This is a genomic window from Streptomyces sp. N50 (assembly GCF_033335955.1).
Taxonomy (GTDB): Bacteria; Actinomycetota; Actinomycetes; order Streptomycetales; family Streptomycetaceae; genus Streptomyces.
The window spans coordinates 5,163,191-5,178,638 of the sequence record NZ_CP137549.1 but is presented as its reverse complement, the minus strand read 5'-3'; the positions used below and the strand labels follow the sequence as shown (position 1 = coordinate 5,178,638).

Annotated in this window: 15 protein-coding genes; 9 read left to right on the top strand and 6 right to left on the bottom strand. The window is 71.9% G+C overall.

The window, feature by feature from the left end; translation table 11 throughout:
- Positions 1 to 19: 19 nt before the first annotated feature.
- Positions 20 to 691 (bottom strand): response regulator, encoded by a 672-nt coding sequence (locus R2B38_RS23210; RefSeq protein ID WP_026151569.1) that lies wholly within the window; start codon positions 689 to 691, stop codon positions 20 to 22.
- A 98-nt stretch (positions 692 to 789) separates the two neighbouring features.
- Positions 790 to 1,995 carry a sensor histidine kinase gene (locus tag R2B38_RS23205; protein ID WP_318017977.1) on the bottom strand — a complete coding sequence of 402 codons (1,206 nt, stop codon included), beginning with the start codon at positions 1,993 to 1,995 and terminating at the stop codon, positions 790 to 792.
- Positions 1,996 to 2,113: 118 nt separating this feature from the next.
- On the opposite strand from R2B38_RS23205, the gene R2B38_RS23200 reads away from it, so the two are divergent.
- Positions 2,114 to 3,142, top strand: a complete 1,029-nt coding sequence (locus tag R2B38_RS23200; RefSeq protein WP_318017976.1) for an SAM-dependent methyltransferase — start codon at positions 2,114 to 2,116, stop codon at positions 3,140 to 3,142.
- Between the two features lie 33 nt (positions 3,143 to 3,175).
- On the opposite strand, the gene R2B38_RS23195 is transcribed toward R2B38_RS23200, so the two are convergent.
- Positions 3,176 to 4,327 carry an NADH-quinone oxidoreductase subunit D gene (locus tag R2B38_RS23195; protein WP_318017975.1) on the bottom strand — a complete coding sequence of 384 codons (1,152 nt, stop codon included), beginning with the start codon at positions 4,325 to 4,327 and terminating at the stop codon, positions 3,176 to 3,178.
- 31 nt (positions 4,328 to 4,358) lie between these two features.
- Here R2B38_RS23195 and R2B38_RS23190 point away from each other — a divergent pair, with 31 nt between their 5' ends.
- Both R2B38_RS23190 and R2B38_RS23185 read left to right on the top strand, forming a co-directional pair.
- On the top strand, positions 4,359 to 4,859 hold the full coding sequence (locus R2B38_RS23190) for a PH domain-containing protein (RefSeq protein WP_033286164.1): 501 nt from the start codon (positions 4,359 to 4,361) through the stop codon (positions 4,857 to 4,859).
- Positions 4,856 to 6,211: a PH domain-containing protein gene (locus R2B38_RS23185; RefSeq protein ID WP_318017974.1), complete on the top strand. Its 1,356-nt coding sequence runs from the start codon at positions 4,856 to 4,858 to the stop codon at positions 6,209 to 6,211. The genes R2B38_RS23190 and R2B38_RS23185 overlap by 4 nt, the downstream gene beginning before the upstream one ends.
- 7 nt (positions 6,212 to 6,218) lie before the next feature.
- On the opposite strand, the gene R2B38_RS23180 is transcribed toward R2B38_RS23185, so the two are convergent.
- Together R2B38_RS23180 and R2B38_RS23175 are read right to left on the bottom strand one after the other, a co-directional pair.
- Positions 6,219 to 7,616, bottom strand: a complete 1,398-nt coding sequence (locus tag R2B38_RS23180; protein WP_318017973.1) for a hypothetical protein — start codon at positions 7,614 to 7,616, stop codon at positions 6,219 to 6,221.
- A gap of 88 nt (positions 7,617 to 7,704) precedes the next feature.
- Positions 7,705 to 8,841 carry an alpha/beta hydrolase gene (locus R2B38_RS23175; protein ID WP_318017972.1) on the bottom strand — a complete coding sequence of 379 codons (1,137 nt, stop codon included), beginning with the start codon at positions 8,839 to 8,841 and terminating at the stop codon, positions 7,705 to 7,707.
- 224 nt (positions 8,842 to 9,065) lie between these two features.
- On the opposite strand from R2B38_RS23175, the gene R2B38_RS23170 reads away from it, so the two are divergent.
- From R2B38_RS23170 to R2B38_RS23145, 6 genes are all read left to right on the top strand, one after another.
- Positions 9,066 to 10,877, top strand: a complete 1,812-nt coding sequence (locus tag R2B38_RS23170) for a phosphatidylglycerol lysyltransferase domain-containing protein (RefSeq protein ID WP_033286134.1) — start codon at positions 9,066 to 9,068, stop codon at positions 10,875 to 10,877.
- A gap of 623 nt (positions 10,878 to 11,500) precedes the next feature.
- Positions 11,501 to 12,409, top strand: a complete 909-nt coding sequence (gene folP, locus R2B38_RS23165; protein ID WP_318017971.1) for a dihydropteroate synthase — start codon at positions 11,501 to 11,503, stop codon at positions 12,407 to 12,409.
- Positions 12,406 to 12,909 carry a nuclear transport factor 2 family protein gene (locus tag R2B38_RS23160; RefSeq protein ID WP_318017970.1) on the top strand — a complete coding sequence of 168 codons (504 nt, stop codon included), beginning with the start codon at positions 12,406 to 12,408 and terminating at the stop codon, positions 12,907 to 12,909. The genes folP and R2B38_RS23160 overlap by 4 nt, the downstream gene beginning before the upstream one ends.
- A 269-nt stretch (positions 12,910 to 13,178) precedes the next feature.
- Complete coding sequence (folB, locus tag R2B38_RS23155; RefSeq protein WP_033286136.1) at positions 13,179 to 13,538, top strand: dihydroneopterin aldolase; 360 nt, start codon at positions 13,179 to 13,181, stop codon at positions 13,536 to 13,538.
- A complete protein-coding gene (folK, locus tag R2B38_RS23150) occupies positions 13,535 to 14,146 on the top strand; it encodes a 2-amino-4-hydroxy-6-hydroxymethyldihydropteridine diphosphokinase (RefSeq protein ID WP_318017969.1) in 612 nt (203 codons plus the stop codon). The genes folB and folK overlap by 4 nt, the downstream gene beginning before the upstream one ends.
- A 59-nt stretch (positions 14,147 to 14,205) precedes the next feature.
- The gene (locus R2B38_RS23145; protein WP_033286138.1) at positions 14,206 to 14,694 is read left to right on the top strand and encodes a DUF3180 domain-containing protein; all 489 of its coding nucleotides are present in this window, start codon (positions 14,206 to 14,208) and stop codon (positions 14,692 to 14,694) included.
- A 66-nt stretch (positions 14,695 to 14,760) separates the two neighbouring features.
- Here the strand turns inward: R2B38_RS23145 and folE are convergent, their stop codons facing one another.
- Positions 14,761 to 15,366: a GTP cyclohydrolase I FolE gene (folE, locus tag R2B38_RS23140; RefSeq protein ID WP_318017968.1), complete on the bottom strand. Its 606-nt coding sequence runs from the start codon at positions 15,364 to 15,366 to the stop codon at positions 14,761 to 14,763.
- Between the last annotated feature and the right edge of the window lie 82 nt (positions 15,367 to 15,448).

Below are 15,448 nucleotides of genomic sequence, written 5' to 3'. Positions count from 1 at the left end.
CCCCCCCGGCAGCCGGGCTTCAGCCGTGCCCGCCGGCCCGGACCAGCCCCGTCTCATACGCCAGGACGACGACCTGCACCCGGTCCCGCAGGCCGAGCTTGGTCAGGATGCGGCCGACGTGGGTCTTCACGGTCGCCTCGGACAGCACCAGGCGGGCCGCGATCTCGCCGTTCGACAGGCCCTGGGCGACGAGGATCATGACCTCGCGCTCGCGCTCGGTGAGCCGCTCCAGCTCCTTGTGCTGGGGCTCCTTGCCGGTGGCGGGCAGCATCGGGGCGAAGCGGTCCAGGAGGCGGCGGGTCGTCGAGGGCGCCACCACGGCGTCCCCGCTGTGCACGGAGCGGATCGCGGTGAGGAGTTCGCCGGGCGGCACGTCCTTGAGCATGAAGCCGGAGGCACCGGCCTTCAGCCCGGAGAAGGCGTACTCGTCGAGGTCGAAGGTGGTCAGGATCAGCACCTTCGGCGGGTTCTCGCCCTGGCAGATGCGGCGGGTGGTCTCCACCCCGTCCAGCTTCGGCATACGGACGTCCATCAGCACCACGTCGACCGCGGTCGCGGCCAGCACCTGAAGGGCCTCGACGCCGTCGCCCGCTTCGGCGACGACCTCCATGTCCGGCTGGGCGGCGAGCACCATCCGGAACCCGGTGCGCAGCAGCACCTGGTCGTCGACGAGCATCACGCGGATCGCCATCGGGTCCTCTTCCGTTCCGTCAACAGGATCGTTCAACAATGGATTCAACAGGTCGTTCAACAATTCGTTACAGGTGTCACTGCTCGGCGTACGGCACCTCAATGCGCGGGTTTCAGCGGCAGCAGCGCGCTGATGCGGAAACCGCCGCCCGGCCGCGGTCCCGCGTCGAGCGTGCCCCCGACCATGCCCACCCGCTCACGCATACCGATCAGACCATGCCCCTGGCCGTCGGCGCCGCCCTCCTCGTACAGCTCGTGCGGGGCACCCTTGCCGTCGTCCTCGACGAGCAGTCCCAGTCCGTCGTCGAAGTAGACCAGCCGCACGCTGGCCCCCGTGTTCGGGCCGCCGTGCTTGCGGGTGTTGGTGAGCGCCTCCTGGACGATCCGGTACGCCGTCAGCTCGACGCCGCTCGGCAGCGGGCGCGGGGTGCCCTCGACCTTGAAGTCGACGGGCAGTCCGGACGTACGGCACTGCTCGACCAGGTCGTCGATCTGCTCGACGTCCGGCTGCGGCACGTACTCGCCGGCCTCCTTGTGCTCGCCGGTGCGCAGCACGCCCAGCAGGCGGCGCATCTCGGCGAGGGCCTGGCGACCGGTGGAGGAGATCGTCTCCAGCGCCTTCTTCGCCTGGTCCGGCGCGGAGTCGAGGACATAGGCGGCGCCGTCGGCCTGGACCACCATCACCGACACGTTGTGCGCGACCACGTCGTGCAGCTCGCGCGCGATCCGGGCGCGCTCGGCGGCGACCGCGACCTTCGCCTGCGCCTCGCGCTCCTTCTCCAGCCGGGCGGCGCGCTCCTCCAGCTGCGCGAAGTACGCGCGCCGGGTGCGCATCGAGTCGCCGAGCACCCAGGCCAGCGCGAACGGCACCGTCTGGAAGATCGCCAGCGCGACCAGCCCGGCGGAACTGGTGTGCTCCTGCGGCCAGCGGATCTGCGCCAGGGTCGCCGCGGACAGACCGGCGGCCAGCGCGAAGCGGGAGGCCCAGCGCGCACCGACCGCGGCGACCGTGTAGACGATCACCAGCATGGCGAAGTCGGCCACCACGGGCTCGATGTCGAGGAGCAGTTGCGCGAGGCCCGTCGCACTGGCCAGGACGAGCATCTTCTCCGGCCAGCGGCGGCGCAGCGCGATCGCCACACACATGACGGCGGACGCCGCGATCGCCCCGGTGGCCGTCCCGTGCCGGCCCGACGCGTAGCTCGTACTCGCGATGCTCACGCCGCTCAGCCCCATCAGGAAGACAGCCCAGAAGGTGTCGACCCATGTCGGGTGTCTGCGGAGGAAGTCATAGAGGCGCTGCACGTAACCCAGCGTAGGGACGCGTGAAGTGTGCGGGGGTCAACCGGAGGACCGATCCGTATACGTCCCGCGTACTCCCCAAGGTGGAGGCCCCGTTGTCCTGTGCACTTAGTCTGACCACGTGACGGAAGACACCACGGGCCGGTGGCGCGGCTGGCGGACGGCGGCCGAGGACGCCCTGTACGGGCCCGAGGGCTTCTACCGCAGGCCCGAGGGACCCGCCGGACACTTCCGTACGTCCGTGCACGCGTCGGCGCTCTTCGCGGGCGCCGTGGCCCGGCTGCTGTGCCGGGTGGACGAGGCCCTCGACAAGCCGGCCGCCCTGGACTTCGTGGACCTGGCCGCCGGCCGCGGTGAGCTGGCGTCCGGCGCACTCGCCGCGCTCCCCGCCGAAGTGGCCGCACGCGTGCGTGCGTTCGCCGTCGAGCTCGCCGACCGTCCCGTAGGACTCGATCCGCGCGTCGAGTGGCTGACCGAGCCCCCGAAGGGGATCACCGGGCTGCTGTTCGCCAACGAGTGGCTGGACAACGTGGCCGTGGAGGTGGCCGAGGTGGACCCGGCCGGCGTCCCGCGGCTCGTACTCGTACGGGAGGACGGGACCGAGCGCCTCGGGGAGCCCGTCTCCGGTGCGGAGGCCGAGTGGCTCGCCCGGTGGTGGCCCCTGGCCCCCGAGGAGGGGCTGCGCGCCGAGATCGGCCTCCCCAGGGACACGGCCTGGGCGTCCGCCGTCGCCACCGTCGACCAGGGGCTCGCGATCGCCGTCGACTACGCGCACACCCGGGACACCCGCCCGCCGTTCGGCACGCTCACCGGCTTCCGCGAGGGCCGCGAGACGGCACCCGTGCCGGACGGCTCGTGCGACATCACGGCCCACGTCGCCCTGGACGCCTGCGCGGAAGCGGGCGCGACGGCGGCCAATGCAGTAGGCATGCACCCCGGCGCGCACCTGCTCACCCAACGCGCCGCCCTGCACGCCCTCGGCGTCACAGGCGCACGCCCCCCGCTCACGCTGGCCTCCACCGACCCGACGGCGTACGTCCGTGCCCTCGCGGGCGCCGGCGAGGCGGCCGAACTCACCGCGACCGGCGGACTCGGCGACTTCGGCTGGCTCGCGCAGTCGGTGGGAATTCCGGACCCACTGCCCAACTGACCACCCGCGCGCGCCACTTGGCCCTGCGCGCGGCTACTTGTCGATGTCCCCGACCACGAAGAACAACGACCCCAGGATCGCCACCATGTCCGCCACCAGCGTCCCCGGCAGCAGCACGGCGAGCGCCTGGATGTTGTTGTAGGACGCCGAGCGCAGCTTCAGCCGGTACGGGGTCTTCTCGCCCTTGCTGACGAGGTAGTAGCCGTTGATCCCGAGCGGGTTCTCGGTCCACGCGTATGTGTGCCCCTCGGGCGCCTTCAGGACCTTCGGGAGCCGCTGGTTGATCGGACCGGGCTCCAGCTCGGCGAGCCGGTCGAGGCAGGCGTCCGCGAGGTCGAGCGCGTTGTGGGTCTGCTCCAGGAGCACCTCGAAGCGGGCCAGGCAGTCGCCCTCCTGGCGCGTGACGACCTTCAGGGTGTCCTGGAGTTCGCCGTACGCGAGGTACGGCTCGTCGCGCCGCAGGTCGAAGTCGACGCCCGAGGCGCGCGCGATGGGCCCGCTCACGCCGTACGCGTGCACGGCCTGGGCCGACAGCACGCCCACTCCGCGCGTGCGGCCCCGGAAGATCTCGTTGCCGAGCACCAGGTCGTCGAAGCGGTCCATCCGGGAGCGCACCGCGGAAACGGCCTCCCGCGCGCGGGAGGCCCATCCGGCAGGCAGGTCCTCCTTGAGGCCGCCCACGCGGTTGAACATGTAGTGCATGCGCCCGCCGGAGACCTCCTCCATCACGTTCTGGAGCACCTCGCGCTCCCGGAACGCGTAGAACACCGGGGTGATCCCGCCGAGTTCGAGGGGGTACGACCCCAGGAACATCAGGTGGTTGAGCACCCGGTTCAGCTCGGCGAGCAGGGTGCGCGTCCACACCGCGCGCGGGGGGACCTCCATGCCGAGCATGCGCTCCACGCCGAGGACCACGCCGAGTTCGTTCGAGAACGCCGACAGCCAGTCGTGGCGGTTGGCGAGCATGATGATCTGGCGGTAGTCGCGCGCCTCGAAGAGCTTCTCGGCGCCGCGGTGCATGTAGCCGATCACGGGCTCCGCGTGCTGGATGCGCTCGCCGTCCAGGACGAGCCGCAGGCGCAGCACTCCGTGCGTGGAGGGGTGCTGGGGGCCGATGTTGAGCACCATGTCGGTGCTCTCCGCGGCGCCGCCGATCCCGACCATGGTCTCCGTCGTGGGAGTCATGGGCACAGTCTCTCGTACGTACGCTTGCGGCATGGAAACGGGGACTGCCGCCCAGGACGGCGCGGCGCGCGAGCCGGTGTGGACCGGGCTGCCGCCGGGGCTGCTGAAGATGCGACGCCTGTTGCTGGTGGTGTGGCTGGGGCTGCTGGCCGTGGCCCTGGGGGTGCCGCTGGGCCTGTTCGTCGGCACCGGGTGGGCCGCGTTCGCGCTGCTGCCGCTCGCCCTCATGGCGTGGGGCTGGGTGCTGCTGGGCCGCAACTGGCGCTCCTGGAGGTACGCCGAGCGCGCCGACGACCTGTTGATCACCCGGGGTGTGCTGTGGCACCACGAGACGATCGTGCCGTACGGGCGGATGCAGCTCGTGGAGGTGACCTCGGGGCCCGTGGAGCGGCACTTCGGGCTGGCCAGCGTGCAGTTGCACACGGCGGCCGCGGCGACCGACGCGACCATCCCGGGGCTCGTCCCGGCCGAGGCCGAACGGCTGCGCGACCGGCTCACCGAGCTGGGCGAGGCCCGATCGGCGGGGCTGTGACGACGCCGGGGGCCGACAAGGACGTACCCGGGGCCACCGAGGACGTACGGGAGCAGGTGCCGGTCGTGGAGCGGCGGTTGCATCCGGTGACACCGCTGCGGCGGGCGTGGGCGCCGGTCGCCGTCATCATCGGCTGGGCGGTGCACGACCCCAACCAGGCGCAGGAGCAGCTGACCCGGCTGACCACGGTCACGCTGCTCATCGGGCTCGCGGTGTTCGTCCCGGCCGCCGCCCTGTACGGCTTCCTCACCTGGTGGTTCACGCACTTCGCGGTGACCGACACCGAACTGCGCATCCGCACCGGCCTGTTGTTCCGGCGCACCGCGCACATCCGGCTGGAACGCCTCCAGGCCGTCGACGTGACCCAGCCCCTCCTCGCGCGCGTGGCGGGCGTCGCCAAGCTGAAGCTGGACGTCGTAGGGACCGACAAGAAGGACGAACTCGCCTTCCTGGGCGAGGGCGAGGCGCGGGCGCTGCGGGCCGAACTCCTCGCGCGGGCCGCCGGGTTCGCGCCCGAGACCGCGCACGAGGTCGGCGAGGCACCCGCGCGGCAGCTGCTGCACGTGCCGGCCGGGGTCCTCGCGGTGTCCCTGGTGCTGACCGGCGCCACCTGGGGATCGCTGGCCGCCGCACTCGTCGTACCGCCACTGCTCTGGTTCGCCACCCACAGCGTGTGGACGGTCCTCGCGACCGCGCTGCCGCTGCTGGGCGCGGCGGGCGCGAGCAGTGTGGGGCGGTTCGTCGGCGAGTACGACTGGACGGTGGGCGAGTCCCCGGACGGGCTGCGGATCGACCACGGGCTGCTGGACCGCACGCACGAGACGGTGCCTCCGGGGCGCGTGCAGACCGTGCGGATCGTGGAGCCGCTGCTGTGGCGGCGGCGCGGCTGGGTGCGGGTCGAGCTGGACGTGGCCGGTTCGTCCAACTCCGTGCTGGTGCCGGTCGCCCCGCGCGAGATCGCCGAGGCGGTCGTCGCGCGCGTGCTGCCCGGCGTGACCGTGCCGTCCCGCGAGGAGCTGTCCCGCTCACCGCGACGAGCGGGCAGGTGCATGCCCCTGTGGTGGCGCGGCTACGGCCTCGCGGTCACCGACACGGTGTTCGCGGCCCGGCACGGACTGCTCCGCCGCAGCCTGGCGCTGGTGCCGCACGCGAAGGTGCAGAGCGTACGGCTGAGCCAGGGGCCCTGGGAGCGCCTCTGGCGGCTTGCCGAGGTGCACGTGGACACCGGGGCCAACAAGACCGTCACAGCGCGTCTGCGGGACGCTGAGGAGGCCGCTGAGCTGCTCCGCGGCCAGGCCGAGCGGTCACGGACGGGTCGTAGAGACGCCCGCCCGGACCGCTGGATGGCCTGAGGACCGGTCAGGAAGCCGCGCTGCGCAGCCCGTGGAGGTTGATCTGCTCGGTCTCGTCGTGGGCCGTCAGGTCGATGACCTGGCCGACGCCGACGTCGCGCGACCGCTCGTCGGCCGGCTTGAACTGCGCCTCCGCCTCGGCCTTGTGCACGGCGAGGGCCTCCTCGCCCACGACGTCGGCGAGGTCCTCGTTCTGCACGGCGTCCATCGCGGCGGACGTCGCGCCCTTCTGCATGCCGAAGAAGTCGAAGCCGCCCTCGACCATCGGGCGCCGTACGGGAGACGCCGGTACGACCGCCACCGCGGTCGGCACGGTGAAGTGACCGGACGGCTGTGCGGACGGGGCGGGCTGTGCGGACGTCGGGGCCGGGGGAACGGCGGCCGCGTGCTCATGCCCGTCGACCGCCTCGGGCTTCCCCTCCGCCTCGTCCTCCTGCGCGGCCTCCGAGTCGGAACCGCCGCTGTCGGTCGGCACCGGGGCGGGCTCGGCCCGCGCGGAGTCGTCGTCCTTCGGCGCGAGGTCCTTGGGAGCGGAGTCCTTCGGTGCGAGGTCCTTGGGAGCGGAGTCCTTCGGCGCGGGGTCGCTCGGCGCGGAGTCCTTCGGCGCGGGCGCCGGGGTCTCGTTGTCGTCGTCGAGCCGGACCAGGGCCGCCTTGGCGCGCAGGAACAGCTTGGACCCCTCCGGGGAGAACACCGCGGACTCCGCGGGCTTCTCCGCTACGGCCGCGGCGACCTCGGCCGCCTCTGGCTCCTCGTCCTCGGTGTCACCCTCGGCGTCGGTGTCGGTCTCGCCCTCGGCGGCGTCCGTCTCGTCCTCGGCGTCGACCGAAGCAGCCACAGCCTCGGTGTCGTCCGTCTCGGGAACGTCGTCCTGGAGCTCCAACTCCGCGTCCGCCGAAGCCTCGTCGTCGCCGTCCGCCGGAACCGGTGGCAACGCGCGCGCGGGTTCCGCGGCCTCTATCTCCAGCAGGCGGCGGCCCTCCAGGGCGCTCGCGCGCTCGGTCTCGGCCGTGGCGTACCGGCGCAGCAGGGCCGCGTGCTCGTTGCGCAGGCCCGCCAGCTCCGTGCGCTTGGCGCGCAGCTTGTGCTCCAGCTTGACCCGGAGTTCGCGCGACTCGTCGAGGTCGGACTCGAGTTCGGCGAGCCGCTCCTCGTAGCGCCACTCGTCGCTCGTACGCGCGCGTATCAGGTCGGCCACCTGTTTGCCCGCCTGCGTGTCCCAGCGGCGCATGAACGCCGCGCCGACGAGCGCGGTCGCGGCGGCGATCGCCGCGACTATGCGGAGCGCCGCCGGTTGCGAGAAGACCCAGGGCCCGAAGGCGCAGACGAGCGACACGCCTGCGATCGCCGAGGGGGGCAACAGCCGGTGCAACGGCGGGGAATGGCGGTGACGTCCACGTGGCATGGCCAGAAACTTACCGCGCGTAGGCGAATCATGGTGCCCCGCCCGGTAAAAACACAGCCACCCCTCTTCTCTCACACGGGTCCGCCGGTCACTTCCACCAGTCGGTGAGCCGCCCGCTGATCCACTGGAGGGCCGGCGGGATCTCCCGTCGCCAGGTGTTGAAGTTGTGGCCGCCGCTGTCCAGGATGATCGACGAGATACGGGTGGAGTTCCTGGCCTTCACCTGGGCGATGAATTTGAGGGTGTCGTCGTAGTTGTGTTCGCCGACCCTGCTGCTGGTGACGAGCAGTGAGGTGTCGGGCGCGGGCCGGTGCTTGATGTACCAGGACAGGTCGGCCTCGTTGCGCAGCGTCTCGTCGCCCTGGAAGAGGTTTCCCGTGGTGGGGTCGTTCGGTGCCTTGTAGTACGGCGACAGGCCCGCCGCCGCGGCGTACACCCCGGGGTGGTGCATGGCGAGCTTCAGGGCGCAGTAACCGCCCGTGGAATCGCCGATGATGCCCCAGCTCCCGGGCTTCTTGCTCACCCTGTAGTGGGCCGCCACGGCGTCGGGAAGGTCCTTGGCGAAGAACGACTCCGTCTGCGGCCCGCCCGGGACGTCCACGCATTCCGTGTCGCGCGGCGGCGCCACCGTGGGCCGCATCATCACCAGGATCATCGGCTGCATCCGGCCCGCCCTGGCCAACTCCAGGGCCGTGCGCGGGTAGTTCAGCTTGTCGACGAGTGCCTGGGCGGTGCCCGGGTACCCCGTGAGGACGACCGTCGCCGGGAACGAGCGGGTGTGGTTGCGCGGCTGGAAGTACTCCGGCGGCAGGTACACGTACGCGGGGGTGGTGATGTGGGTCGTACGACCGGCTATGTCGACCCGCTGCACCTGGCCCACGGTCTCCGGCCGCGAGGAGCCGCCCGGTGCGTCCACCCGCCGGGTGTCGACCACTTGGACCGGTCCGCCGGCGCCCTGGAGCGCCGAGTTGTCGACGACCACTCCCTGGCCGGTCTCCTTGCCGAACAGGTCGGACCAGCTGGCGTAGAAGCCGAAGGCCTGGTTGGCGCCGAGGCCGACCGAGGCGAAGAGCACCAACTGCGTTGCCAGCAGCAGGCCCACGCGCCCGCTGACGGCCCGCCAGTTGTGTCTGGCCAGGCGGGGCCACAGCCATACTGTGCCGATGAACAGCAGCACGGCGCAGACGACCGCCAGTACCAGAACTTTCCTGCTCGTGAGTCCCATGAGCTGTCCCCGCCTGCGCTTTCCGCCCATGGCGCACGCAACTTTCGCGAACGCTTGCCCCGGGCTTTCCTCTGCCTTTGAACCGGCTTTTCGGTAAGGAAGGAACCTCCTTCCTCTAGACACCGTCCTAGAGGGCGCAATGTCGCCGGATGCCCGAATCGGGCCCGGATCCAAGGTCTCTCGCAGAACTACGGGATGCGATGTCTGTCAGGATAGATGGGGAAATGTCGGGTGGGGTTCCGAGCCGTTCAGGCCGGGTCCGGCGCATAGTCCGAGGTCCGCGCCCCGAGGTCGTTCCCACGCTCGTCGCCAGGGCCTGCGCCCTCGTCGGCCTGCTGGACATCGCCGCGGGGGTGTTCCCGCGCTTCCGGCACAGCCGTATGCACACGATGGCCGAGGTGCTCCCGGGCGCGCTCGGTCCCTTCGCCGCGGCGCTCTCGCTGAGCGCCGGCGTGCTGCTGCTGCTCCTCGCGCACGGGCTCAGGCGGCGCAAGCGCCGGGCGTGGCGGGCCGCCGTCGCGCTGCTTCCGGCGGGCGCGGTGGCGCAGTTCGCGTACCGGCACTCCCTCATAGGAGTCGTCATCTCGGCCGCGCTGCTCGCGCCGCTGCTGCTGCACCGGGACGAGTTCCGGGCGCTGCCCGACCCGCGCAGCAGGTGGCGCGCGCTCGCCAACTTCGTGCTCATGGGCGCCGGTTCCCTCGTCCTCGGACTGGTCATCGTCAGCGTCCACTCCAAGCGCATGGTCGGCGACCCGAGCCTGGCCGATCGGATTACGCACGTCCTGTACGGCCTGTTCGGCTTCGAGGGCCCGGTCGACTACGAAGGCAGCACCTCCTGGACGGTCGCCTTCTCACTGGGCGCCCTGGGCCTGCTCACCGCGGTCACCACGATCTACCTCGCGTTCCGCCCCGAGCACCCGGCCGCACAGCTCACCCCGGAGGACGAGACGCACCTGCGCGCCCTCCTGGAGAAGCACGGGCGGCGCGACTCGCTGGGCCACTTCGCCCTGCGCCGCGACAAGGCCGTCGTCTTCTCGCCCAGCGGCAAGGCGGCCGTGACATACCGCGTGGTCTCCGGCGTGATGCTCGCCAGCGGTGACCCCATCGGCGACGTCGAGGCCTGGCCGGGCGCCATCGAGCGGTTCATGGACGAGGCGAAGGCCCACTCCTGGACGCCCGCCGTCATGGGCTGCTCGGAGACGGGCGGCGAGGTGTGGACCCGCGAGACCGGTCTCGACGCCCTCGAACTGGGCGACGAGGCGGTGGTCGACGTGGCGGATTTCTCGCTCGCCGGGCGCGCGATGCGCAACGTACGCCAAATGGTGAAGCGCATCGAGCGGGCCGGCTACGAAACCCGGGTACGGCGTGTACGTGACCTCGGCGAGGGCGAGTTGGAGCGGATCCGGCTCGCCGCGGAGGCCTGGCGGGGCACCGACACCGAGCGCGGTTTCTCCATGGCCCTCGGCCGCATCGGCGACCCGGAGGACGGTGACTGCTTCATCGCCACCGCCCACAAGACGGACGAACAGCCGGGCGAGTACGGCGACTTGAAGGCGATCCTGCACTTCGTGCCCTGGGGCACCGACGGCATGTCGCTGGACCTGATGCGCCGTGACCGCGCGGCGGACCCGGGGATGAACGAACTGCTCATCGTGGCCTCCCTCCAGGCGGCCCCGAAGCTCGGCATCACGCGCGTGTCGCTCAACTTCGCCATGTTCCGCGCGGCGCTCGCCCGCGGCGAGAAGATCGGCGCGGGCCCGGTGCTCCGCGCCTGGCGCGGACTGCTCGTCTTCCTGTCCCGCTGGTTCCAGATCGAGTCCCTGTACAAGTTCAACGCGAAGTTCCAGCCCCGCTGGGAACCCCGCTTCGTCGTCTACCGCGCCTCCGGCGACCTCCCCCGCATCGGCTTCGCCGCGATGCAGGCCGAGGGCTTCGTCAACCTGGCCCTCCCCCTCCCCCGCTTCCTGCGCCGCCGCACCACCGCGGCCCCGGCCTGCACCCACGGCCTGGCGGAACGGGATGTCCGCGCTGCCTGACCAACGGGCCCGACCCGAGCGAGCACTCCAGCCCCGGCTGGGGGCATCGCCCGGGCCGGGCCCGCGCTTTCCGCGCGACCGGCCCGGGAGGTCGTCACGCGGACGGCGGGGCGCTACGGCGACGAGAGCGGACCGCTCCACCAAGGGCCAGGGTCGATCACGGCAAGGCTCGACGCCCACCGACAGACACTCCAAGACCGCGAGCCGGTACGCCCCCCGCGAAGGCGGCCCACCACAGGACGGCCCACGGCCCAGGACCCCACCCACCGGCCCGCGGCCGCCAACGAACCGGGAGCGGGTCGTGGCGGTACGGCGCAGCCCGCCGCTCACCCGGCACCGACCCGCTCAACCGTGGTGACCAACCCAAGAGCCCGACCAGCGGCGGGCTCGCCGTACCGCCACGACCCCGACCCACCCACCAAGGCCTCGCGCACCCCTCCCCCTGCGAAGCAGGCCGACCACCGGAGCACCCCCTCGGTCCGCGCGACCCAGCCGCCGCGCGCCCCTCAAGCACAGCAACCCCCACCCCACCCCTCCCCGAAGTCCCCCTCCCCCGCCGGACCAGCCCGCTTCCGCCCGGCCCGCAGGGCCGTGCCCCCTCCTCCTGGGCCTACGCTGAACGTATGAGCAAGCAGAGCGGACGCGGGCGCGTCACGGGCCTTCCGGAGTGGGACCGGTGCGCGGTCATGGGGGTCGTGAACGTCACCCCGGACTCCTTCTCCGACGGCGGCCGCTTCTTCGACACCACGGCGGCGGTGAAGCGCGGCCTGGACCTGGTCACCGAGGGCGCCGACCTGGTGGACGTCGGCGGTGAGTCCACCCGCCCCGGCGCGTCCCGCGTCGACGAGGCCGAGGAACTCAAGCGCGTCATCCCCGTAGTGCGCGGTCTCGCCTCCGAGGGCGTCACCGTCTCCGTCGACACCATGCGCGCCTCCGTCGCCGAGCAGGCCCTCGCCGCCGGCGCCGCCCTCGTCAACGACGTCAGCGGCGGCCTCGCGGACCCCGCGATGATCCCGGTCGTCGCCGCCTCGGGCGCCCCCTTCGTCGTCATGCACTGGCGCGGCTTCCTGGAGGGCGGCAACGTCAAGGGGGTCTACGACGACGTCGTCACCGAGGTCGTCGACGAATTGCACGCACGCGTGGAGGCCGTTCTGGCCGGCGGTGTCGCCCCCGACCGTGTCGTCGTCGACCCGGGCCTCGGCTTCTCCAAGGACGCCGAGCACGACCTCGTCCTCCTCGCCCACCTCGACCGCCTGCTCACCCTCGGCCACCCCCTCCTGGTCGCCGCCTCCCGCAAACGCTTCCTCGGCCGCGTCCTCGCCGGCCCCGAGGGCGCACCCCCGCCCGCGCGCGAGCGCGACGCCGCCACGGCCGCCGTCTCCGCGCTCGCGGCGCACGCCGGCGCCTGGGCGGTGCGCGTCCACGAGGTCCGCGCCACCGCCGACGCCGTACGCGTCGCCCGTGCCGTCGAGGGAGCGCGCGCCCCCGGCGCCCGACCGGCCACGCACACCAACTCCGAGGCCGCCCGGTGACCGCCCCGCACACCGACGTCGAGCAGGTGGAACTCGCCAACACCGCGTTCTACGAGGCCCTGGAGCGCGGTGACTTCGACGAGCTCTCCGCGCTCTGGCTCACCCCGGCCGACCTCGGCGTCGACGAGGAGTACCACGACCCGGCGGACAGCGGCGTGATCTCCTGCGTGCACCCGGGCTGGCCGGTGCTGACCGGCCGCGGCGAGGTCCTGCGGTCGTACGCGCTGATCATGGCGAACACCGAGTACATCCAGTTCTTCCTCACCGACGTGCATGTCTCGGTGACCGGCGACACCGCGCTGGTCACCTGCACGGAGAACATCCTCAGCGGCGGCCCCTCCCCCGACGACAGCGACGAACTGGGCCCCCTGGTCGGCCAGCTCGTCGTCGCCACGAACGTGTTCCGGCGCACCCCCGAGGGCTGGAAGCTCTGGTCGCACCACGGGTCCCCGGTGTTGGCCGAAAACGACGAGGACGACAGCGAGGACACCCCCACCTGAGTGGGTAGGCGCCCCCTGGGAGAACCCGTCGCAACCCGTCGGGACCAAGAAGTGGTTGGAATCACGAACGTGCGGGTAGGGGCGGCTACCGACCCATGAGCCACCGGGTTCCCCAGGGGAAACGCTCTGTGAATCCTCTGGCCCCGGGCGGCGCCCACGCCCTCGCGGCCGGGCGTTGTCAGTGCCCGCAGGTAGATTCGTTCGAGGCCGGGGTACCGCCCGCACACGGTACAAACCGGCCACCACCGACGATTGCAGGAGTGATTCGCGTGGATCGTGTCGCGCTGAGCGGCCTGAAGGCCCGCGGGCACCACGGCGTGTTCCCCAAGGAGCGCGAGGAGGGCCAGACCTTCATCGTGGACCTCGTCCTGGGCCTGGACACCCGGCCGGCCGCCGCCGACGACGACCTGGCGAAGACCGTGCACTACGGCATCGTGGCCGAGGAGGTCGTGGCCGTCGTCCAGGGCGAGCCCGTCAACCTCATCGAGACCCTCGCCGAGCGCATCGCGCAGACCTGCCTGAAGCACGAAGGGGTCGAGGAGGTCGAGGTCCGCGTCCACAAGCCGGACGCCCCGATCACCGTCCCCTTCGACGACGTGACCGTCACCATCACCCGGAGCCGAGTATGACCTTCTCGTTCACCGAGGGTCACAGCGACCCGACCGTCCAGCCGGTGCCCGCCTCCGTGGTGCAGCAGGTGGACGCCGCCGACACCACCCTCAGCAACCCGAGGCGCGCCGTGATCTCCATCGGCGCGAACCTGGGCAACCGCCTGGAGACCCTCCAGGGCGCGATCGACGCCCTGGAGGACACCCCCGGCGTCCGCATCAAGGCCGTGTCGCCGGTCTACGAGACGGTGCCGTGGGGCGTCGAGCCCGGCAGCCAGCCGTCGTACTTCAACGCGGTCGTCGTCCTCAAGACCACCCTGCCCCCGTCCTCCCTGCTGGAGCGGGCGCACGCGGTCGAGGAGGCCTTCCACCGGGTCCGCGAGGAGCGCTGGGGCGCGCGCACGATCGACGTCGACATCGTCGCGTACGCCGACGTCGTCTCGGACGACCCGGTCCTGACGCTCCCCCACCCGCGCGCCCACGAGCGGGCCTTCGTGCTCGCGCCGTGGCACGACGTGGAGCCCGAGGCGCAGTTGCCCGGCCGCGGCCCGGTCGCCACCCTCCTGGACACCGTCACGCGTGACGGTGTCGCGCCCCGCAAGGACCTGGAACTCCGGCTGCCCGAGTAGTCGTTAAGGTCGAGACGACCACTACGCCCGGACAGGGCACGGGGAGCTGAAGGGACACCGTGAGAGAGCTGCGGATCAGGGTGCTGGCCGGCGTGTTCGTGATCGCCGGAGTGCTGTCCTGGGCGGGGGCCCGGCTGTGGAGCGCGGTGGGGACCCTGCCGAGCGTCCCGCTGGCCGCGCCCATCGTCCTCGCCGTGATCGCCGTGGTCCTGCTGGCCACGGCGCTCTCCCTGCGCGCCCGCCTCAAGGCCCAGCGCGAGCGCCGCCCCGGCGCCAAGGGCGTCGACCCCCTGATGGCCGCCCGCGCGGTCGTCTTCGGCCAGTCCAGCGCCCTGGTCGCCGCCCTCGTGGCCGGCATGTACGGCGGCACGGGCGCCTACCTCCTGGAGTCCCTCGACATCCCCGCCCGCCGCGACCAGGCCATCTACGCCGGCTTCTCGGTCGTAGCGGGCATCGCGGTCATAGCGGCGGCGATCTTCCTGGAGAGAGTCTGCAAACTCCCGGAGGACGACGACAACAACGCGGCGGGGGCAACGCCGGTCACCTGAGGCGCCCCAAAGGGGCGCGGGGAACTGCGCGACCAGCCACAACGGAGCCGCACCCGGCAAACGACCTCAGCGAGCCATGATCAAGCTCATCGCCTCATTACGGGTGGCCGGATCCCTCAACTGCCCCCGCACAGCAGACGTGATGGTCTTGGCGCCGGGCTTCCGCACCCCCCGCATCGACATGCACATGTGCTCACACTCAACGACGACGATGACCCCGCGCGGCTCCAGGATCTCCATCAGCGAGTCCGCGACCTGCGTCGTCAACCGCTCCTGCACCTGCGGCCGCCGAGCATAGACATCCACCAGCCGCGCCAGCTTCGACAACCCGGTGATCTTCCCGTCGGCGGACGGGATGTACCCGACATGCGCGACCCCGACGAACGGCACCAAATGGTGCTCGCAGTTGCTCAAGACCTCGATGTCCTTCACCAGGACCATCTCGTCGTGCCCCAGGTCGAACGTCGTCGTCAGCACATCCTCGGGCTTCTGCCACAACCCCGCGAATATCTCCTTGTACGCCCGCGCCACCCGCGCCGGCGTCTCCCTGAGCCCCTCCCGGTCCGGGTCCTCGCCGACCGCGATCAGCAGCTCGCGTACGGCGTTCTCGGCGCGCTTCTCGTCGAAGACGCCGATCGCTCCCTCGCCGTCCAGCGTCACGGGGTCGGTCATAGCGGTGCCTCGTTCCTGTGCGGGTCACGCGTGTGCGGACACACGCCTCAGTTGCGGGCATATGGAAAAGCCGCGCCCCCCA